Origin of the sequence: Pseudarthrobacter sp. C1 (genome assembly GCF_034720455.1) — a bacterium.
Lineage (GTDB): Bacteria > Actinomycetota > Actinomycetes > Actinomycetales > Micrococcaceae > Arthrobacter.
The window spans coordinates 426,171-445,694 of record NZ_JAYESK010000002.1 but is presented as its reverse complement, the minus strand read 5'-3'; the positions used below and the strand labels follow the sequence as shown (position 1 = coordinate 445,694).

Below are 19,524 nucleotides of genomic sequence, written 5' to 3'. Positions count from 1 at the left end.
CGATAAAACACTACTCCTCCCTTAAGGCCCGCCACGGCGCCACAGGTCCCGGAGCTCGGGGAACTCCCGCTCATAACCCGCCAGCAGCTGCGCGGCCAGCTCCCGGGAATCCACCAGCGGATGGCGCGTGAATGCGTCCAGGGCCGCGTCCCGGTCACCGGCCGTGGCCGCCCGCACCGTCAGCCGCTCCACCTCCTTGACCCGCCGGAGGAGTGCCAGTTGCGGCTCCGGGGGAGCCTGCTGGGCCAGCGGCAGCGCGCCGTCGGCCGTCACCGTGCAGGGAACTTCGACGACGGCGTCCGCCGGCAGCCCGGGAATCGCCGGTTCAAGGGCGGCAGGGCCTGCGGTGGCCGGCTCAGGCGCGCTTGTCTCCGCTGGGCGGGAGAGGGAGTTGCGGGTGTTGAGGATCAGCTGCGTGCCGCCTCTTCCGGACAGGGCGTGCATTGCGGCAAGGGCCACCCGCTCGTAGCCGCCGCCCGCCAGGTCGGCCTCGTCCCGCTGCCCGCCCTCATGGCGGGCCTCGGCCAGGTAGCCCTCCTCGCGGGACCGGCGCGCCTCTTCCCACAGCCGGAAGGCGTCGGCGCCCGCCGCGGCCAGCCGTGGATAAAGCTCCTGCTGCTGGCTGTGGATGGTTTCTCCGCGGGTCCGGGCCATGGCGCGCATCGCCGTCCGCGCGGCGTCTTGCCGGTAGTAGTAATAGAGGTACTCGTTGGGCAGGGCGCCAAGGCCGGCCAGGAACGGCTGCGGGAACAGCCGGCCCTCCTCGAACGAGCCCAGCGCCCGCGGGTCCCGGAGCAGCTCCGGCAGCACATCCCGCCCGGCGGACTCCAGCCGGTACAGCCAGCCCAGGTGGTTGAGCCCGTAGTAGCCCACGCCGTCGAGCCGTCCTTCCGGAAGCGCCGCGCCGGCCGCCCGTGCGGCCCGCTGCACCAGGGCCCCTGCGGAGTCGCAGATGCCGATCACCTTCCGGCCCAGCTCAGGGAACAGCGCCTCCGTGACCATGCCCGCTGGATTGGTGAAGTTGATCAGCCAGGCATCCGGGCAATGCTCCCTCATCAGCCGGGCCAGTCGAAGCATGTGCGGTATGGTCCGCAGGGCGTAGGAAATCCCGCCCGCGCCCGTCGTTTCCTGCCCCAGCAGGCCAAGGTCCTGGGCCACCTTTTCGTCCGCCACCCGTCCTGCCGTCCCGCCGGGCCGGATCGCGGCGAACACCATCCCGGCACCGTCCAGCGCCTCGGGAAGGTCGGTGGTGGAATGGACGGGAAGGCGTGCACCGGGTCCTCCCGGCATGCTGCGAAGAACAGCGGTGACAGCCTCGAGGCGGGCGGGGTCGACGTCGTACAGCACAAGGTCGCTGACCATCCCCGCAAAGCGGCCGGAGGCCAGCGCCCGGTATATCAGCGGCACCCGGAAACCCCCGCCGCCGGCAATAAGAAGCCGCATAATCAGCAGTCTAGGCCCGCGCCCGGCAGGCCCCTACCGGATGTCCGCGGCAGGGCGTAGTGTGCGGACATGGACGCGATCCCAGCCCGCCCCTTCGACCCCCTGGAAGCTGTCCGCCCGCCCTCCACTCCCGGATTCGACGTGCTGCTGGCCGGAACAGTTTTCCAGGACATCATTTTCACGGGCCTTCCGCATGCGCCGGAGCCCGGCACCGAAATCTGGAGCGACGGCATGGGCAGCTGCCCCGGCGGGGTTGCCAACCAGGCCATCGCCGCGGCACGGCTGGGACTGAAGACAGGACTGGCCGCCGCGTTCGGCGACGACGGCTACGGGGACTTCAACTGGAAGATTCTCTCCGGCCAGGAGCACGTGGACCTCTCGCTGTCGCAGAAAGTGCCCGGCTGGCACTCACCCGTCACCGTCTCCCTCTGCGTGGAGAAGGACCGGTCGATGGTGACCCACGGCCACGCCGCGCCCATCACCTCCTCCGAGCTGATCGGGGACCCCCCTCCTGCGCTCGCAGGCATCGCGGAAGTGGGCAGGGAGATCGAGCCGTGGGCCAAGGCAGCCCACCACGCGGGGGTCAAGCTGTTCGGCGACGTCGGCTGGGACCCGAGCGGAGAATGGGCGCCCGCCCGGCTGGACAACCTGCAGTACTTCCATGCCTTCCTGCCCAACCAGCGCGAGGCCATGGCCTTCACCGGGAAGGACGATCCCTGGACAGCCCTCTATGCGCTGGCGGACCGGGTCCCGGTGGCCGTGGTGACGCTCGGTGCCCAGGGTGCCATGGCCGTGGACTCCGAAACGGGGGAGGAGGAATGGGTGCCGTCGCTTCCGGTCAAGGCCTACGATCCCACCGGCGCGGGGGACTGCTTCGACGCCGCGTTCATCGTTGGCAGCCTCGCTGGCTGGCCGCTGGGCAACAGGCTGCGTTTTGCCAACCTCTGCGCCTCGCTGGCGGTGCAGGAGGTGGGCGGATCGCTGGCCGCCCCCGGCTGGGGAGATATCGCCGACTGGTGGAAGCGCGCCAACGCCCGTCCCGAGCGCCAGACAAGCCAATGGCTGAGGCGCTTCGGCTTCCTCGCCGACATCATCCAGGACGTCCCGCTCGCCGCCCAGCGCCGGGCTTCGGCAACCATCGCCCACCTCTCGGACGCCTGACGGATTATTCGGCCTGAAGCGCCAGCACTAGAATCACTAGGGTGACTTACCCCGCAACAACCGGAGAATTCAGCGCTGCCCCGGGGCCCGGCCCCCGCTATGAACGGTCGGCCGTGATCGACCTCGACGCGATCCGGCACAACGTCCGGCGCCTGGCCGCCGCCGCCTCCCCTGCGAAAGTCATGGCCGTGGTCAAGGCTGATGCGTACGGGCACGGTGCGGTCCCGGTGGCGCGGGCAGCCCTGGAGGCCGGCGCCGCCTGGTTGGGCGTGGCCCACATTTCCGAGGCCCTGGCGCTGCGCGCCGCCGGTATCGACGCGCCGCTGCTCGCCTGGCTGCACACCACGGAAAGCAACTTCGGTGCTGCCGTGGCGGCCGGCGTCGACATTGGCTGCTCGGGCTGGGAGCTGGAAAGCATCGTGGCCGCGGCCCGGGAGCAGGAGCGCCCCGCCCGCATCCACCTGAAAGTGGACACCGGACTGGGACGGAACGGAGCCGCCCTGGACACCTGGGACCAGCTGGTGGGCGAGGCCATGGAGTACCAGGACCAGGGCCTGCTGCGCGTAGTGGGAATCTTCTCCCACCTTGCCGTTGCCGATGAGCCCGAGCGCCCCGAAACAGACCAGCAGCTGGCCACATTCCGGGAGGTCCTTGCCGTTGCCGAGGACGCCGGGGTGGACCCGGAGGTCCGGCACCTCGCCAATACCCCTGCCACGCTCTCCCGGCCCGACACCCACTTTGACCTGGTCCGGGTGGGCCTTGGCATCTACGGCCTCTCGCCGTTCAGCGGGCAGAGCTCAGCCGAGCTGGGGCTGCGTCCGGCCATGACCCTGCGGACCCTGGTGTCACAGTGCAAGGACGTGCCGGACGGGCAGGGCGTCTCCTACGGCCTCCGCTACCACACCAGCGGCCCCAGCACGCTGGGCCTGATCCCGATGGGTTATGCCGACGGCGTCCCGCGCGTCGCTACCGGCGGCCCGGTCCGGGTGGCAGGCACGACCTATCCCGTGGTGGGCCGGATTGCGATGGACCAGATGGTCATTGACATGGGCGACGACGGCCCCGCCAGTGCGGACCTGCTGGGCGCGGAGGCGGAACTGTTCGGCGACGGCGCGGACGGCGGCCCCACCGCCGATGACTGGGCGCGGGCGGCCGGCACCATCAACTATGAGATCGTCACCAGGATCAGCCCCAGGGTGCCGCGCTGCTTCGTCAACGAAGAGGACCCGGGCTCCGTGTCCAGCCAGGAGAAGCTCCCGTGAGCACCAATGGCGAGGCTGCCCTGCCCAACTGGGAAGAGACTTTCACCGCGACGACGGCGGAGCAGACCCATGCGCTCGCCGTCCGCCTTGCTGCGGTCCTGGAGGCCGGGGACCTGGTGGTGCTGAGCGGCGAGCTGGGTGCCGGGAAGACCACCTTCACCCAGGGGCTGGGAGAGGGGCTGGGCGTCCGCGAGGGCATCATTTCCCCAACGTTCGTCCTGGTCCGCATCCACCCCAACCTGCCGGCGGGACCACGGCCCGGCGGCCCGGACCTGGTCCATGTGGATGCCTACCGGCTGGGATCAGCAGCCGAGATTGACGACATCGACCTTGAAAACACCATGGACTCCTCCGTCACGGTGGTGGAGTGGGGCAAGGAGCGGGTGGAACACCTCAGCGAAAGCAGGCTGGAGATCGACCTGCACCGGGCCATCGGGCTCGGCACTGGCCTGCCCTCGGCCGGCCTGGACTTCGACACGGAAGACGCGGACGAGCCCCGCACCATCGTCATGCGCGGGTACGGTCCCCGCTGGCCTGAAGCCCCGGCGCTCGGCGCCGCGAAGGAAGGCGTCCGCTGATGCTGATCCTCGCCATTGACACCTCCGCCGTAGCCAGCGCCGCCCTGGTTTCAGACCATGTGCCGGAAGGAGTGCTCGCCAGCTTCTCCACAGAGGACACCCGCAGCCACGCCGAGGTCCTTGCCCCCGGGATCGCAGGGATGCTCGCCGACGCCGGCGTTACCGGAAACGACATAGACGCCCTGGTTGTGGGGGTGGGTCCCGGGCCTTTCACCGGGCTGCGGTCCGGAATCGCCACCGCGAGGACCCTGGCCTTTGTCTGGGGCAAGCCCCTCCACGGGCTGATGAGCCTGGATGCCGTGGCCCTGGAAGTGGCGGAATCCTCGGCGGCGGTGAGCGAGTTCCTCGTGGCAACCGACGCGCGCCGCAAAGAGGTCTACTGGGCTCGCTACAGCCTCACGGAAGGCCAGCTTCCAGTCCTGGAAGACGGCCCGCATGTCAGCTTCGCCGCCGACCTGCCCGACCTGCCCGCTTTCGGTGCCGGAGCCGGCCTGTACGCGGACGTACTGAAAGTCCACCCCGACTTCGCGGAGGAACAGCCGGACGCCCTGTACCTGGGGCAGTTCGCGCTGGCCAGGCTGGCGGCCGGCAACGGACTTCCCGACTCCACGCCGCTGTACCTTCGGGAATCCGACGCCCAAGTCCCCGGACCAAGGAAGAGGGCCCTGTGAACGCCACGCCCGGCTCCCGCAGCCAGGACGTCACCGTCCGCGACATGACCCTGGACGACATCCCCGCCGTCAGTGCCCTGGAACAGCGGCTCTTCCCGGTCGATGCCTGGCCCCTGCAGATGTTCCTAGACGAACTGTCCCAGCCGGAAACCCGCCGCTACCTGGTGGCGCAAGGCAGCGACGGCATCGTGGGCTACGCCGGCCTGATGTGCGTTGAGCCCATCGCGGACGTCCAGACCATCGCCGTCGTCCCTGAGTATGAGGGCCGGGGCATCGGCACTGCGCTGCTCACCAGCCTCATCGACGAAGCCCGGCGCAGGCGGGCGGCGGACGTCCTGCTGGAGGTCCGGGCGGACAACCCGCGGGCCCAGCAGCTGTATGTCCGCTTCGGCTTCGAACAGATCCACGTCCGCCCCCGGTATTACCGCGACGGCACCGACGCCCTCATCATGCGCCTCCAGCTCACCGGAACCCCGGGAACAGGCACTGAAGACGCGAATCCCACGGAAGGACGCCGGCCATGAACCGCTCGCAGCCACTGGTGCTGGGCATCGAATCGTCCTGCGACGAGACCGGCGTCGGCGTGGTCCGCGGCACAACGCTGCTCACCAACACCGTGTCCTCCTCCATGGACGAGCACGTCCGGTTCGGCGGTGTCATTCCCGAGATCGCCTCCCGGGCCCACCTGGATGCCTTCGTTCCCACCCTGGAACAGGCGCTGTCCGACGCCGGCGTGACCCTCGACGAGGTGGACGCCATCGCCGTCACGTCCGGTCCTGGCCTGGCCGGAGCCCTCATGGTGGGGGTGTGCGCGGCCAAGGCGCTGGCGGTGGCCACCGGAAAGCCCCTGTACGCCATCAACCACCTGGTGGCCCACGTGGGTGTGGGACTGCTGGACGGGGGCGCTCCGGCCGGAACGGCCCCTGGTACCCCGCAGCTGCCCGAGAACCTCGGCGCCCTGCTGGTCTCCGGCGGTCACACTGAAATCCTGAAAATCAACAGCATTACCGACGACGTGGTGCTCCTCGGCTCCACCATCGACGATGCCGCCGGCGAAGCCTACGACAAGGTGGCCCGCATCCTGGGCCTCGGCTATCCGGGCGGACCGGCCGTCGACAAGGTGGCCCGCACCGGCAACCCGAAGTCCATCCGGTTTCCCCGCGGCCTCAGCCAGCCCAAGTACATGGGCACGGCCGAGGAGCCCGGCCCGCACCGCTATGACTGGTCCTTCAGCGGCCTCAAGACGGCGGTGGCCCGCTGCGTGGAGCAGTTCGAGGCGCGCGGCGGGGAGATTCCGGTGGCTGACATTGCGGCCGCCTTCCAGGAGGCCGTGGTGGACGTCATCTCTTCCAAGGCCGTCCTGGCCTGCCGCGAGCACGGCATCAAGGACGTGCTCCTGGGCGGCGGCGTGGCGGCCAACTCAAGGCTGCGCGAGCTCACGGGCCAGCGCTGCGCCTCCGCCGGGATCAGGCTGCACGTGCCGCCGCTGGACCTCTGCACGGACAACGGCGCCATGGTGGCGGCACTGGGCGCGCAGCTGGTGATGGCGGGCGTGGAACCCAGCGGCCTCCGCTTCGCCCCGGACTCGTCCATGCCGGTCACCTCGGTGTCCCTCCCGGCGTAAACCGCGGGAAGGGGCCTAAGCGGTGGGGCCGTTGCGCATCTGCTTGACCAGGTTCAGGACCACGGCCCGGAGGTCTCCGCCGTGTTCGGCGGCCACGCGGCGCTGGCGCTGGTAGCCGGCACCGCGGCGGATGATCTTTTCGACGTCGGCCAGCTCGTCCGGGCAGCCCAGCTTGGCGGCCACGGGCTCAAGCCGGTTCAGGGTCTCCAGCAGGTGCTCGGTGACCAGCTGCTCGTGGCCCGCGGCGTCCAGGATGATAATGGCGTCCATGCCGTAGCGGGCTGCGCGCCACTTGTTTTCCTGGATGTGCCAGGGCGGCATGGTGGGGATGGTGCCGCCGTTGTCCAGGATCGTGGAGAACTCGTCCACCAGGCACTGGGTGAGGGCCGCGATGGCGCCCACTTCCTCCAGCGTGGCCAGGCCGTCGCAGATGCGCATCTCAATGGTGCCCAGGTTGGGCACCGGCCGGATGTCCCAGCGGATCTCCGAGAGGGTGTCGATCACGCCGGTGGTGAACATGTCCTGCACGTAGGACTCGTACTCCTCCCAGGACTTGAACTGGAAGGGCAGGCCGGCGGTGGGGAGCTGCTGGAACATCAGCGCCCGCTGTGAAGCGTAGCCGGTGTCCTCGCCGCCCCAGAACGGGCTTGATGCGGAGAGCGCCTGGAAATGCGGGAAGTAGTTGACCAGGCCGTCCAGCACGGGCAGCGCCTTGTCGCGGCGGTCCAGGCCGACGTGGACGTGCACGCCGTAGATGACCATCTGCCGGCCCCACCACTGGGTGCGGTCGATCAGCTTGGCATAACGGGCCTTGTCCGTCACCGGCTGCAGCTGCGGCGGGCTGAACGGGTGGCTTCCGGCACAAAAGAGTTCCACGCCCATGGGATCGGTGATTTCGCGGACGGCGGCCAGGGAACGGCTGAGGTCCTCCTTGGCTTCAGCGGCGGTCTCGCAGATGCCGGTCACCAGTTCAACCGTGTTCAGGAGCAGTTCCTGCTTGATGTGGGGATGCTCGTCGTCATCATTGAGTTCCGGGTGTCGTGAAGAAACGCCGCGAAGCACCTCATTGGCTACGGACGCGAGTTCGCCTGTCCTGCCGTCCACCAGCGCGAGTTCCCACTCAACTCCCAGCGTTGACTGCCTTGAGGGGGCGAAATCGATCTTCACGCATTTCCTAACTGTCCTGTTTGCCGCTGGCTCACGCCGTCACTGACAGGCTGTTGCCGGCAGGCGAACGGATGGTTCAAGTCTAGTGCAGGGGTAGCATCGTATTGATGGCCTTGTTCCAACACCTGCGTGAGAGTCCTAACAAAACCTTCCCCCTCCTGGCGGCAGCCTCCGCCGCAGTAGCCTTGGCGTCCTGTACGGCCGCACCCGGCCCCGTCCCGTCGTCGGCCCCTTCTGCGCCAGCCTCGCCCGCCGCATCGCCGAGTACGACGACGGCGCCCGCCACCTCCTCCCCGCCACCTGATCCGGGTGCCCGGCCACTGGGCTGGGGGCCCAAGCAGCGCGACCAGGACAAGGCCGCCGCGGCGGTGGCGGCGATGACCACCGAGGAGAAAGCCGGGCAGGTCCTCCTTCCGTCCTTCAAGGGCAAGGAGGTGGAGGCCCACGCTGCCGCCATCGAGCGCCTGCACCTTGCCGGGTCCATCATCATGGGCGACAACGTTCCGCTCGACCCCCAGGGCAGGCTGGACGTGCCCGGCATGGCCGCCGTCAACCAGCGGCTGGCCCAGGCTGCAGCCGCCGGCGGCCGGCCCTGGCCCGGGATCATCGCGGTGGACCAGGAAGGCGGCCAGGTTGCCAGGCTGGGGCCACCCCTGACGGAATGGCCCACGCCCATGAGCTACGGGGCCGCCGGGAGCGTGCCACTGGCCAAGGAGGCCGGGCAAGGGCTGGCTGCGGAGCTGGTGCCGCTGGGGTTCAACGTGGACTTCGCTCCCGACACGGACGTCACCATCGGCCCGAAGGATCCCACCATCGGTGCCCGGTCCATGTCCTCGGACCCGGGCGCTGCCGCTTCGCTCGGCGTGGCATTCTCCCAGGGGATGCTCGCCGCGGGCGTCCTGCCTGCGGTCAAGCACTTCCCGGGGCACGGTTCGGTGGCCGTTGATTCCCATGTCAGCCTCCCCGTGCAGCCCGCCGCCGTTGCGGACCTCGGCGGCCGCGACTGGAAACCGTTCGGGGCCGCCATCGCCGCCGGTTCGCCCATGGTGATGACAGGGCACATCGCCGTCCCGGCGCTGCAACCCGGCGTGCCGGCGTCGCTCTCCGGACCCACGTATGCCGCACTGCGGGGCCTGGGCTTCAACGGGGTGGCGGTGACGGATGCCCTGAACATGGGCGCCGTGGCCAAGCAGTACCCCGGCGGAACCGCCGCCGTGATGGCCCTTGCCGCCGGAGCTGACCTCCTGCTGATGCCGGCCGACGTGGGGCAGGCGCATGCGGCCATCGTCCAGGCCGTCGCCTCCGGCGCCCTGCCGGCTGAGCGCCTGGACGAGGCCGCCCGGCGGGTGGCAACGATGATGGCGTGGCACGGCAGGACCGCTGCGGCGAACGGTGCGCCGGCGGGAAGCGGGGGAGCCCTCTCAGCCCGGGTTTCCGCCTCCGCCGTCACCGTGCTCTCCGGACCGTGCAGCGGACCCCTGGTGCCCGGAGCGGTGCGGGTGGCCGGCGGCGGGCCGGGGGACAGGGCCCGGTTTGAGGCCGCTGCCGCCCGGGCCGGACTGTCCGTGGGCTCCGGGCCGCTGGTCAGCCTCATCGGCTACGGCGGGCGCGGGGCGGACGGGGACATCGCCGTCGCGCTCGATGCTCCCTGGCCGCTGCAGGACTCGCCCGCTCCGGTGAAGATAGCCCTCTATGGCCGCACCGACGGTGCCTTCGACGCCCTGGCCGCCGTCCTGGCAGGGAAGGCGCCCGCCCCCGGGAAGCTGCCCGCCGCCGTCGGAAGCTTCCCGGCCGGCACCGGCTGCCCCTAGAACCCAACTAGGTAGCGCTAAGTGTCGTTTTGGGGGCTCAAAACGACACTTAGCGCTACCTAGTTGGGTGGGAGCGGGTTAAATGGTGGGGTGCCCATTCTGAATAAAGACATGACCCTCTGCATCTCGCTCTCGGCCCGGCCCAGCAACAACGGGACCCGGTTCCACAACCACCTGTATGAGCAGCTGGACCTCAACTGGATCTACAAGGCCTTCGCCCCCACCAACCTTGAACAGGCCATCGCCGGGGTCCGGGGGCTGGGCATCCGCGGTTGCGCCATCTCCATGCCGTACAAGGAGGACGTCATCGCCCTCGTCGACGAGATGGACCCCTCGGCCAAGGCCATTGATTCAGTGAACACCATCGTGAACACGGACGGGCACCTCAAGGCCTACAACACCGACTACACGGCAATCGAACAGCTTCTGGCCGCCAACAAGGTGCCTACGGGCTATTCCGTCCTGGTCCAGGGCGCGGGCGGGATGGCCAAGGCCACTGTCGCCGCGCTTCGGGACGCCGGCTTTACCGACGTCACGGTCATTGCACGGAACGAAACCACGGGCCGGGCGCTCGCAGAACAGTACGGGTTCCAGTGGCGCGCCGAACTCGACGGCGGGACCGCCGACCTGATCATCAACGTGACGCCGATTGGCATGGCGGGCGGATCCGAGGCAGGTGCCCTGGCCTTCCCGCAGGAAGCCATCGACGCCGCCAAAGTGGTGTTCGACGTGGTTGCGCTGCCCGCCGAGACGCCGCTGGTCAAAGCTGCGCGGGCGGCGGGGAAACCCGTGATTACCGGTGCGGAAGTGGCAACCATCCAGGCCCTGGAGCAGTTCGTGCTGTACACCGGCATCCGGCCCACTGCCGGGCAGGTGCGCGCGGCGGAAGAGTTCATGCGCGCGCAGTAGCCGTTTCTTCGCGGGCAGTGCCCGGCACCGGCTCCACCACGATGGCCACCCGGTCCTCCCCGATACGGGTCAGGACCAGGGTGGCTGTTTTGGTCCCGGCCTTCTTGCCGGAGTTCTTTCCGGCTGCGCTCTTCCCCCCTGGCAGGAGCTGCCTGCGGAGCTCCTCGGGAGTGACGGCGGTGCCGCGCTTTTTGATGTCCAGCACCCCGATGCCCTCTGCCTTCACCCAGGCCTTGAGCGCCTTGACGTTGTAGGGCATCACGTCCAGGACCTTGTAGGCGCGCGCGAACGGTGTATCCACCAGCTCCGGTGCGCACACATAGGCGATGTGCTCATCCACCAGGTGTCCGCCAAGCTGCAGCGCGACGTCGGCCACCAGGCCGGCCCGGATCACCGCGCCGTCCGGTTCGTAGAGGTAGCCCTCCACCGGCCCCACCGGAGCGGCAGGACCGGCGCCGAAGTCTTCTCCGCTGGTAAGCTCCGCCGCGCCCCGGGCGCCGAGCACCAGAGCGGCCCGGCGGACTCCGGGCCGGCGCACTGCGTTGAACCACAGCGCAACCTCGGTGACGTCGCCCGCCACCGAAACCCACTGTGCCTCACAGCCGGCCGGAACGGACTCGTGCGGCATGCCCGGGCCCATCTTGACCCCGACGGCCAGGCCGGACGCGGCCAGGCCCTCAACGAAGGACAAGGGCGGCGAAAAGGCTTCAGGGTCCCAGATCCGCTTGGTGCCCGACGTCGAAGTGACCCGGCGCGCGGGATCCAGCCAGACGCCGTCGACCCCGTCCAGCGGCACCGCCGTGGCGTCTGCGTGGACCACGGTGGCGTTGGGGAACGGAATGAGGTTCACCGTGGCGCAGGCCGCCGTCGTCTCGTCCATCTCCACAGCGGTGACGTTGATGTCCATGGAAGCCAGCGCCAGCGAATCCGCGGCCAGGCCGCAGCCCAGGTCCGCCACGTGGCGGACTCCGGCCTCGGCGAACCGCTGGGCATGGCGGGCGGCGACGTTCAGCCGGGTTGCCTGTTCCAGCCCTGCCTGGGTGAACAGCATGCTGCGGGCGAACTCACCGAACTTCGCCGCGGCCTTGGTGCGGAGCCGGGACTGGGTCAGGACGGCGGAAACCAGTTCGGGGGAGTGGCCGGCCTTGCGGAGGGCCGAGTTCAGCTCGAAGGACTTCTCTTCCTGGTAGGGGCCCAGGGACGCCAGGAGCTCCCAGCCTTCAGGGGTGAGCAGCGGTGCAATCTGGTCCTGGGGAGCGTGAGCCATGGGTTCCAGCCTAGTGGAGGAGCGGGCCGCCGCTATGCCGATAGTGTTGAAGCCATGAACCAGAGTGCAGGTCCGCAGCAGCCCCGTCAGCACCAACCCGGGGACGGCGGCCCGGCGAGGTTCGCCCGGCCGGCACTGATCGCAGGTTCCGTGGTGGCGGTGGTGTGCCTGGCGCTCCTGGTGATCATCTTCTTCCTGGACACCTTCAACGCCACCGTCTATTCGGTGGGCGGCAACGACATCAAGGACGACACCCAGGAGGCCCGGGACATCCGGGGGCTGTACGACGGAGCCCGGGCCGGCAGCGTCGTCTTCCTTGCCGCGTCGCTGTTGACCGCCCTGGTCTCTGCCTTCCTCCTCTACCGGGGGCGGAACTCCGCAGGCGGGGCCGACGGCGGAGAGGACGTCGACTTCGACGACCTGGGCCGCTGAGGTGGCCTGCCGCCCGCGCTGGTGAGCAGGACCCCGGAAATGACCAGGACGCCGCCCAGGACCTGCGGGACCGTGATGGGCTGGCCCAGGGCCACCGTGATGATCGCGGTGAAGACGGCAATGAGGTTCAGGTAGTTGCCCGCATTGGCAGCGGTGGTGCGCTTGAGTGCAAGGTTCCAGAGCAGGTAGGAACCCAAGGAGGGGAACAGGGCAATGTAGGCCAGCGACCAGCCCTCCGAGGCGGTGGCCGGCAGCCCTGCCCCGGTGGCCACCGCAAAGGGAACCAGGACAATCGCCGCCATGGCCACCTGCACCGCGGTGGACGTAATCGCCGGGACGGAGAGCCTGCGGGCGATGATCGTATAGAAGCCCCAGACGGTGATGGCGGCCACGATCAGCAATTCGCCGGCATCGATCGAGAAAGTCAGCAGCCGCTGCAGGTTGCCTCCGGTGAGGACCAGCAGGACGCCTGCCAGGCCCAGGGCAACGCCCACCCAGCTCAGGGGACCCGGCCTGTCCCGAAGCAGGATGGCGGCCAGGACCATGATCAGGGCCGGGTTCGCAGCCGTTACCAGGGAGGCGTTCAGGGCTGAGGTGTGCCCCAGCGCACTGTAGAGCAGCAGGGTATAGGCGCTCATCCCAAGGCAGCTCAGGAGCAGGAGCATCGGCCAGCGGCGCAGGACAGCCCGCCAGTCCGGCCGGTCCACCGCCTGTGCCAGGGCCAGCAGCGGCACGGCAGCCAGGGCCCAGCGCCAGAAGGTCAGCTGGAGCGGCTGCATGGTTTCCATGGCGGCCTGGCCTACAACGAAGTTACCCGCCCAGAAGAGGGTGGCAAGGGTCAGGTACAGGGCTGCTCGCACCGGTCAAATGTACATGGATTGGTGTCCGCCCATGACGAAACGCTGGCACTCGCCTTGACCGAGTGCTAAGCCTTACATAGAGTCATCATTAGCACTCTCCCTAGGAGGGTGCTAACACATGAAGAGCTGCCAGCCTGGCTGCTGCCGGCACCGCGACGACGGTTTGCCAGCCAGGGCGGAAAGCTTTCCAGTCCACGAATTTGCTGACGAAGAAGGAGAGGTCCGAGTGTCGGTCTCTATTAAGCCTCTTGAGGATCGTATTGTTGTCCGCCCGCTCGAAGCCGAGCAGACCACGGCTTCCGGCCTGGTCATCCCGGACTCCGCACAGGAGAAGCCGCAGGAAGGCGAAGTTGTTGCAGTAGGCCCCGGCCGCTTTGAGGACGGCAACCGCGTTCCTGTCGACGTAGCCGTTGGCGACGTCGTTATCTACTCCAAGTACGGCGGAACCGAAGTCAAGACCGGCGGCACCGAGTACCTCGTGCTGTCCGCCCGCGACGTCCTGGCGATCGTCGTAAAGTAACTCTCCGGATCCCCGTGCCGCTGGTCATGCATTCTGCTGGTCGGCTGCGCGGGGTTCTGTCTTGAAAGGACAAAACCATGGCAAAGCAGCTTGCGTTTAACGACGCTGCCCGCCGGTCTCTTGAAGCCGGCATCGATAAGCTCGCCAACACCGTCAAGGTGACGCTCGGCCCCCGCGGCCGCAACGTCGTCCTGGACAAGAAGTGGGGCGCTCCCACCATCACGAACGACGGCGTCACCATCGCCCGCGAAGTGGAACTGGACGACCCCTACGAGAACCTTGGCGCGCAGCTGGCCAAGGAAGTCGCAACCAAGACCAACGATGTTGCCGGTGACGGCACCACCACGGCAACCGTCCTGGCGCAGGCCCTGGTCAAGGAAGGCCTGCGCAACGTGGCTGCAGGCGCAGCTCCCGGCCAGATCAAGCGGGGCATCGAGGTTGCCGTTGAGGCCGTCGCCGCCCGCCTGCTGGAGAACGCCCGCCCCGTTGAAGGCACCCAGGTGGCCAACGTTGCAGCCATCTCCGCCCAGAGCGACGAGATCGGCGAGCTCCTCGCCGAGGCATTCGGCAAGGTGGGCAAGGATGGTGTGATCACCATCGAGGAGTCCTCCACCACGCAGACCGAACTGGTCCTGACCGAGGGCATGCAGTTCGACAAGGGCTACCTGTCCCCGTACTTCGTCACGGACGCGGAACGCCAGGAAGCAGTCCTCGAGGACGCCCTCATCCTGATCAACCAGGGCAAGATCTCCAGCATCCAGGAATTCCTGCCGCTGCTGGAAAAGGCGCTGCAGGCTTCCAAGCCGCTGTTCATCATTGCCGAAGACGTTGAGGGCGAGGCCCTGTCCACGCTGATCGTCAACCGCATCCGCGGCACCCTGAACGTCGTCGCCGTCAAGGCTCCCGGCTTCGGTGACCGCCGCAAGGCCATGCTGCAGGACATCGCCACCCTCACCGGTGCGCAGGTTGTGTCCCCGGAACTGGGCCTCAGCCTGGACACCGTCGGCCTTGAGGTGCTGGGCACCGCCCGCCGCATCACCGTCACCAAGGACAACACCACCATCGTTGACGGCGCAGGCTCGGCCGAAGACGTGGCAGCACGCGTGGCCCAGCTCCGCGCCGAGCTGACCCGCACCGATTCCGACTGGGACCGTGAAAAGCTCCAGGAACGCCTGGCCAAGCTGGCCGGCGGCATCGGTGTCATCAAGGTTGGCGCAGCCACCGAGGTTGAGCTCAAGGAGAAGAAGCACCGCATCGAGGATGCTGTTTCCTCCACCCGAGCTGCCCTGGAAGAAGGCATCGTGGCCGGCGGTGGCTCGGCCCTGATCCACGCCTTGAAGGCACTGGATGAGGACCCGGCCGTCAAGGCACTCGAAGGCGACGCCGCCGCTGCCGTGGGCATTGTCCGCCGCGCGCTGGTCCAGCCGCTGCGCTGGATTGCCCAGAACGCCGGCTTCGACGGCTACGTCATCACCGCCAAGGTTGCCGAGCTCGAAACCAACAACGGCTTCAACGCCAAGTCGGGCGAGTACGAGGACCTGATCGCTGCCGGTGTCATCGACCCCGTCAAGGTCACCCGCGCGGCCCTCCGCAATGCGGCTTCCATCGCTGCCCTGGTTCTCACCACCGAGACCCTGGTTGTCGAGAAGCCTGCCGAGGAAGACGAGCACGCGGGACACAGCCACTAGCAAGTAGCTGCGCACGGGCAACCGTGTAACGCAAAAAACCGGTCCAGCCTCCGCTGGGCCGGTTTTTTCGTCTGCAGGGACGGCGGGGGAGCGGCGGGGACTTAAGTCCCCGGCATGTCCTGCGTTTCCACGTCGCCGGCGCGCTCGTAGACCAGCGACACCGCCCCCTTCGGGAAACTGCGTGCCGGCTCCGCGAGGCGGAAGGACGCAGGGATGGTCCCGGCGTCGAACAGGCGCTTGCCCTGCCCGAGGGTTATCGGATAAAGCCAGAGGTGGAGGCGGTCCAGTACGTTTGCCGCGAGCAGCGAACGGATGAGGACGCCGCTGCCGAACATGTGCACCTGGTCGTATTCCTCCCGCAGCCGGCCCGCGGCCTTGGCATCCGGCAGGACTTTTGTGCCCGCCCAGCCCGGAGAGGTGAGGGCGCCGGAGACAACGTACTTCGGCACGCGGTTGAGCGTGCCCCCGATATCGCCGGACTGGCGGGGCCAGTAGGAAGCGAAAATGTCGTAGGTTTTCCGGCCGAGAAGCAGGGCGTCGATCTGGCTGATCTCAGCCTCAATAGCCGCTTCAGCCTCGTCGTCGGAAACGGGCGCCTGCCAGCCGCCGAAGGCGAAGCCGCCCGCAGTGTCCTCCTCGCGGCCGCCGGGTGCCTGGTAGACGCCGTCGAGGGTGATGAACAGGTTGGCGATAATGATCCCCACCAGCCCATTTTGGGACGGAGTTCCGGCCCTGTCCAGCATCCGCCGCCCGCGGCACAACAGCCGTGGCAGACTGGGGCAATGCTGCTCGACGAGCTCGTGAGAACTTCGGATGCCGTCGCGTCCACCCGGTCCCGGCTGGCGAAAGTGGACGCACTGGCCCACCTGCTGCGCCGCCTCGAGCCCGCGGAGATCGCGACGGCGGTGGGCCTGCTGGCTGCCAGGCCGCGCCAGGGCCGGGTAGGGATTGGCTGGCGCGGCATGTCAGCGGCCATGGGGGAGCCGGCCGCCGAGCCCCACCCTTACTGTCGCAGACCTCGATGCGGCGTTGGACCGGCTGCTCGCAACAGCAGGCGCGGGATCGGCAGCAGAACGTGCTGCGACCCTCAGGACGCTCACAGCGGCAGCCACTGAACGCGAGCAGGCATTCATCGCCGGCGTGCTGCTGGGAGAACTGCGGACCGGTGCGCTCGAAGGCGTCCTGGCGGATGCGGTTGCCCGTGCCTCCGGCCGGCCGGTCGAGGCCGTGCGCCGGGCGGCCATGCTCTCCGGCGACCTGGGCGACACCGCCGTCCTGGCGCTCACGGGAACGCCTGCCGAGCTTGACGCCGTCGGACTCGTCGTGGGACGCCCCGTGCAGCCCATGCTCGCCTCAACCGCGGCCAGCGTCGGCGCGGCGCTGGAGGTCACCGGGGAGGCGTCCGTGGAATACAAGCTCGACGGCGCACGCATCCAGGTGCACCGCACCGGCGACGACGTGCGCATCTACACACGCACCTTGGCGGAAGTGACCCACAGGCTGCCTGAGGTGGTGGAGGTGGTGCGAGGACTTGGGGTGCGGGACGTGATCCTCGACGGCGAGACCCTCGCCCTGGACGAGGACGGCGGCCCCCGGCCGTTCCAGGAAACCATGTCCCGGTTCGGGGCGAACGCCGCACGCGAGACGCTGCTGCATCCGTGGTTCTTCGACGTGCTTCACCTTGACGGGCGGGACCTGCTGGACGAACCGTTGTCCACACGCATCGGCGTGCTTGAAAGCATCGTGCCCGGGCACAGGATCCCCGGGGAGATCACGGCGGACGCGGCCGTTGCCGAAAGGGTGTCGCGCGATGCACTCGCCGCCGGCCATGAGGGCGTGGTGGTGAAGGCCGTGGGGTCCCCTTACGCGGCCGGCCGCCGGGGCTCCAACTGGATCAAGGTGAAGCCGGTGCTCACTTACGACCTGGTGGTGCTCGCCTGCGAATGGGGCTCGGGCCGGCGCACCGGGCTGCTGTCCAACCTGCACCTTGGCGCCTTGGACCCCACGGGTGAGTTTGGCGATCCCGGCGGCTTCGTCATGGTGGGCAAGACCTTCAAAGGCCTCACTGATCAGCTTCTGCGTTGGCAGACCGGGCGGTTCCAGGAACTCGAGGTGCGGCGCACGGCGGGCACCGTCTGGGTAGAGCCGGTCACGGTGGTCGAGATTGCCATCGACGGTGTACAGCAGTCGTCCCGCTATCCAGGCGGTATCGCGCTGAGGTTCGCGCGCGTAAAACGCTACCGGGACGACAAGCCGGCCGCGGAAGCGGACACCATCCAGACCCTGCGGGGGCTGCTGCGGCCGTAGCCGGACCCGCCTCTTCCAGCCGCTTGTGCCCGGTGTGTACCGGGCGTAGCGTGACGCTTAGGTCCCGGGCGTCCGGCGCCCGGGGCGGCGAGGCCGGCGGGGCGGGCAGGTGCCCAAGGAGGTCCGAGTGTCAACTGAAACGGCCATTGACGAGGGCAGGTCAGCCTTCCGGGAGAATCGCTGGACCGATTCCCTCAGGAGCTACACGGACGCGAACCAGCGTGGCGGGCTTCCCGCCGCCGACCTTGAACGGCTGGCCACCGCCGAGATCCTGACCGGAAACACCACAACGGGCCTGGACACACTCACCCGGGCCCACGAAGAGTACCTGGAAATCGGCGATGTGGCAGGGGCCGCCCGGTGCGCAGGCTGGCTCGGGATCCAGTTCATGAACCTCGGCGAGGCGGCGCAGGCCGGGGGATGGTTCGCCCGCGGCCAGCGGCTCCTCGATGAGCTGACCGAGCCCAACGTCGTGGAGGGGTTCCTGCTGGTCCCCGCAGCCCTGGGCAAACTGTATGGCGGGGAGCCCGCAGCCGCACTCCAGCTCTTCTCCCAGGCTGCCGAGGTCGGCCGGAGGTTCCAGGATAAGGACCTGTCAGCACTTGGCCTCCTTGGCACCGGCCAGGCCACCCTTATGCTGGGCCGGGCGGACGAGGCGATCAGCTTGTTCGATGAGGCCATGGTCGCTGTGACAACAGGTGAACTGTCCCCGATCCCTTCCGGCATCATTTACTGTGCAGTCATCGGCAATTGCCATCTGGCCTTCGACCTGAAGAGGGCGCTGGAGTGGACAGCGGCCCTCGACCGCTGGTGCGCTGCCCGCCCGGATATGGTGCCGTTCAGCGGCCAGTGCCAGTCCCACCGGGCCGAACTCTTCCGGCTCCACGGCGCCTGGCATGAAGCCCTGGAGGCAGCGGCGGTCGCCCGGAAGCGGGCCATCCACGGTGATCCCCAGGCGCTGTTCGGCGGCTACTACCAGCAGGGCGAGGTGCAGCGCCTCGCCGGCGACCTTGACGCAGCGGACGCTTCCTACCGCCGGGCGGCCCGGAGCGGCTACGAGCCCCAACCTGGCCTTGCCCTCCTTTGGCTGGCACGGGGTGACCCTCGGCAGGCGCAGTCGATGATCCGCCGGACCGCCGGCGAAGCTGATGAGGCCACCCGCCGGCACCTGCTGCCGGCACTGGTGGAGATCGAGTTGGCAGCAGCCGATGTGGAAGCAGCGGCCCGGGCTGCCGCAGAGCTGGAGTTCTTCGCCCGGGAGTACCCCAAACCAATGGTCCGGGCGGCAGCCAGCCAGGCTGATGGGGCGGTCCGGCTGGCGGAAGGTAATCCTGCCGCGGCGTGCGTGTCGTTGAGGCAGGCCTGGCACCTGTGGGCTGGACTTGGCGTGCCGTACGAGGCTGCCCAGTGCCGTGTGCTGATCGGAATTGCCTGCCGGGCGTTGGGCGATGAAGCCTCTGCGCTGATGGATTTTGAGTCCGCCCATGCTGAATTCCTCGAACTTGGCGCCGCTCCGGCCGCCGCGTGGGCGGCCTCCCTCATGCAGGCAGGCACGGACGACGCCGGCCGGCACCAAGGCCCCTTGACCGAGCGGGAGGTCGAGGTGCTGCGGCTCGTGGCGTCCGGGGAAGGAAACCGCGCCATCGCGGCGCACCTGTTCCTCAGCGAGAAAACCGTGGCCCGGCACATCAGCAACATCTTCCTGAAGCTCGGACTGTCTTCGCGGGCAGCGGCCACCAGGTACGCCTTCGAACACGGGCTCACCGGCTAGGGGGTACACAAAATTACCCAGCAGGTCCTGCGGCCCAGTTGCATGTTTTGCCC

General features: G+C 68.6%; 17 protein-coding genes and 1 pseudogene. 13 read left to right on the top strand and 5 right to left on the bottom strand.

Annotated features, from left to right (window positions below; genetic code table 11):
- Window positions 1–21: 21 nt before the first annotated feature.
- Window positions 22–1,443 carry a 6-phospho-beta-glucosidase gene (locus U7114_RS04700; protein ID WP_323056652.1) on the bottom strand — a complete coding sequence of 474 codons (1,422 nt, stop codon included), beginning with the start codon at window positions 1,441–1,443 and terminating at the stop codon, window positions 22–24.
- Between the two features lie 69 nt (window positions 1,444–1,512).
- Here U7114_RS04700 and U7114_RS04695 point away from each other — a divergent pair, with 69 nt between their 5' ends.
- From U7114_RS04695 to tsaD, 6 genes are read left to right on the top strand one after another with little or no spacing between them, the layout of a single operon-like run.
- Window positions 1,513–2,604, top strand: a complete 1,092-nt coding sequence (locus tag U7114_RS04695; RefSeq protein ID WP_157241644.1) for a carbohydrate kinase family protein — start codon at window positions 1,513–1,515, stop codon at window positions 2,602–2,604.
- A gap of 41 nt (window positions 2,605–2,645) precedes the next feature.
- On the top strand, window positions 2,646–3,866 hold the full coding sequence (gene alr, locus U7114_RS04690; RefSeq protein ID WP_323056651.1) for an alanine racemase: 1,221 nt from the start codon (window positions 2,646–2,648) through the stop codon (window positions 3,864–3,866).
- A complete protein-coding gene (gene tsaE / locus U7114_RS04685) occupies window positions 3,863–4,444 on the top strand; it encodes a tRNA (adenosine(37)-N6)-threonylcarbamoyltransferase complex ATPase subunit type 1 TsaE (RefSeq protein WP_323056650.1) in 582 nt (193 codons plus the stop codon). Before alr ends, tsaE begins: the two co-directional genes overlap by 4 nt.
- Window positions 4,444–5,115 carry a tRNA (adenosine(37)-N6)-threonylcarbamoyltransferase complex dimerization subunit type 1 TsaB gene (gene tsaB / locus U7114_RS04680; RefSeq protein WP_157241645.1) on the top strand — a complete coding sequence of 224 codons (672 nt, stop codon included), beginning with the start codon at window positions 4,444–4,446 and terminating at the stop codon, window positions 5,113–5,115. The genes tsaE and tsaB overlap by 1 nt, the downstream gene beginning before the upstream one ends.
- A 44-nt stretch (window positions 5,116–5,159) precedes the next feature.
- Window positions 5,160–5,639 carry a ribosomal protein S18-alanine N-acetyltransferase gene (gene rimI, locus U7114_RS04675; RefSeq protein ID WP_323056695.1) on the top strand — a complete coding sequence of 160 codons (480 nt, stop codon included), beginning with the start codon at window positions 5,160–5,162 and terminating at the stop codon, window positions 5,637–5,639.
- Complete coding sequence (gene tsaD / locus U7114_RS04670) at window positions 5,636–6,739, top strand: tRNA (adenosine(37)-N6)-threonylcarbamoyltransferase complex transferase subunit TsaD (protein ID WP_323056649.1); 1,104 nt, start codon at window positions 5,636–5,638, stop codon at window positions 6,737–6,739. Before rimI ends, tsaD begins: the two co-directional genes overlap by 4 nt.
- Window positions 6,740–6,754: 15 nt before the next feature.
- Here the strand turns inward: tsaD and U7114_RS04665 are convergent, their stop codons facing one another.
- Window positions 6,755–7,906, bottom strand: coding sequence for a glutamate--cysteine ligase (locus tag U7114_RS04665; protein ID WP_323056648.1), 1,152 nt, complete (start codon window positions 7,904–7,906; stop codon window positions 6,755–6,757).
- 377 nt (window positions 7,907–8,283) lie between these two features.
- On the opposite strand from U7114_RS04665, the gene U7114_RS04660 reads away from it, so the two are divergent.
- Window positions 8,284–9,717: a glycoside hydrolase family 3 N-terminal domain-containing protein gene (locus U7114_RS04660; RefSeq protein ID WP_323056694.1), complete on the top strand. Its 1,434-nt coding sequence runs from the start codon at window positions 8,284–8,286 to the stop codon at window positions 9,715–9,717.
- A 111-nt stretch (window positions 9,718–9,828) separates the two neighbouring features.
- A complete protein-coding gene (locus U7114_RS04655) occupies window positions 9,829–10,626 on the top strand; it encodes a shikimate 5-dehydrogenase (RefSeq protein WP_157243042.1) in 798 nt (265 codons plus the stop codon).
- Here the strand turns inward: U7114_RS04655 and U7114_RS04650 are convergent.
- Complete coding sequence (locus U7114_RS04650; protein ID WP_157241647.1) at window positions 10,610–11,893, bottom strand: class I SAM-dependent methyltransferase; 1,284 nt, start codon at window positions 11,891–11,893, stop codon at window positions 10,610–10,612. The genes U7114_RS04655 and U7114_RS04650 overlap by 17 nt on opposite strands.
- A 54-nt stretch (window positions 11,894–11,947) precedes the next feature.
- On the opposite strand from U7114_RS04650, the gene U7114_RS04645 reads away from it, so the two are divergent.
- Window positions 11,948–12,325: a hypothetical protein gene (locus U7114_RS04645; RefSeq protein WP_157241648.1), complete on the top strand. Its 378-nt coding sequence runs from the start codon at window positions 11,948–11,950 to the stop codon at window positions 12,323–12,325.
- Here U7114_RS04645 and U7114_RS04640 read toward each other — a convergent pair.
- Window positions 12,253–13,185 (bottom strand): DMT family transporter, encoded by a 933-nt coding sequence (locus U7114_RS04640; RefSeq protein WP_321214033.1) that lies wholly within the window; start codon window positions 13,183–13,185, stop codon window positions 12,253–12,255. The two genes, U7114_RS04645 and U7114_RS04640, sit on opposite strands and share 73 nt — an antisense overlap.
- Window positions 13,186–13,411: 226 nt before the next feature.
- Here U7114_RS04640 and groES point away from each other — a divergent pair, with 226 nt between their 5' ends.
- Together groES and groL are read left to right on the top strand one after the other, a co-directional pair.
- Entirely contained in the window at window positions 13,412–13,705 is a 294-nt protein-coding gene (gene groES / locus U7114_RS04635) for a co-chaperone GroES (protein WP_003805290.1), read from the top strand.
- A gap of 77 nt (window positions 13,706–13,782) precedes the next feature.
- Window positions 13,783–15,393, top strand: a complete 1,611-nt coding sequence (groL, locus tag U7114_RS04630) for a chaperonin GroEL (RefSeq protein WP_157241649.1) — start codon at window positions 13,783–13,785, stop codon at window positions 15,391–15,393.
- A gap of 101 nt (window positions 15,394–15,494) precedes the next feature.
- Here groL and U7114_RS04625 read toward each other — a convergent pair whose 3' ends face one another.
- The gene (locus U7114_RS04625) at window positions 15,495–16,097 is read right to left on the bottom strand and encodes a dihydrofolate reductase family protein (RefSeq protein WP_323056647.1); all 603 of its coding nucleotides are present in this window, start codon (window positions 16,095–16,097) and stop codon (window positions 15,495–15,497) included.
- Window positions 16,098–16,175: 78 nt separating this feature from the next.
- Between U7114_RS04625 and U7114_RS04620 the strand changes: the two are divergent.
- Together U7114_RS04620 and U7114_RS04615 are read left to right on the top strand one after the other, a co-directional pair.
- Window positions 16,176–17,700, top strand: a pseudogene (locus U7114_RS04620) (ATP-dependent DNA ligase).
- A gap of 127 nt (window positions 17,701–17,827) precedes the next feature.
- Entirely contained in the window at window positions 17,828–19,471 is a 1,644-nt protein-coding gene (locus tag U7114_RS04615; RefSeq protein WP_323056646.1) for a response regulator transcription factor, read from the top strand.
- The last annotated feature ends 53 nt before the right edge of the window (window positions 19,472–19,524 follow it).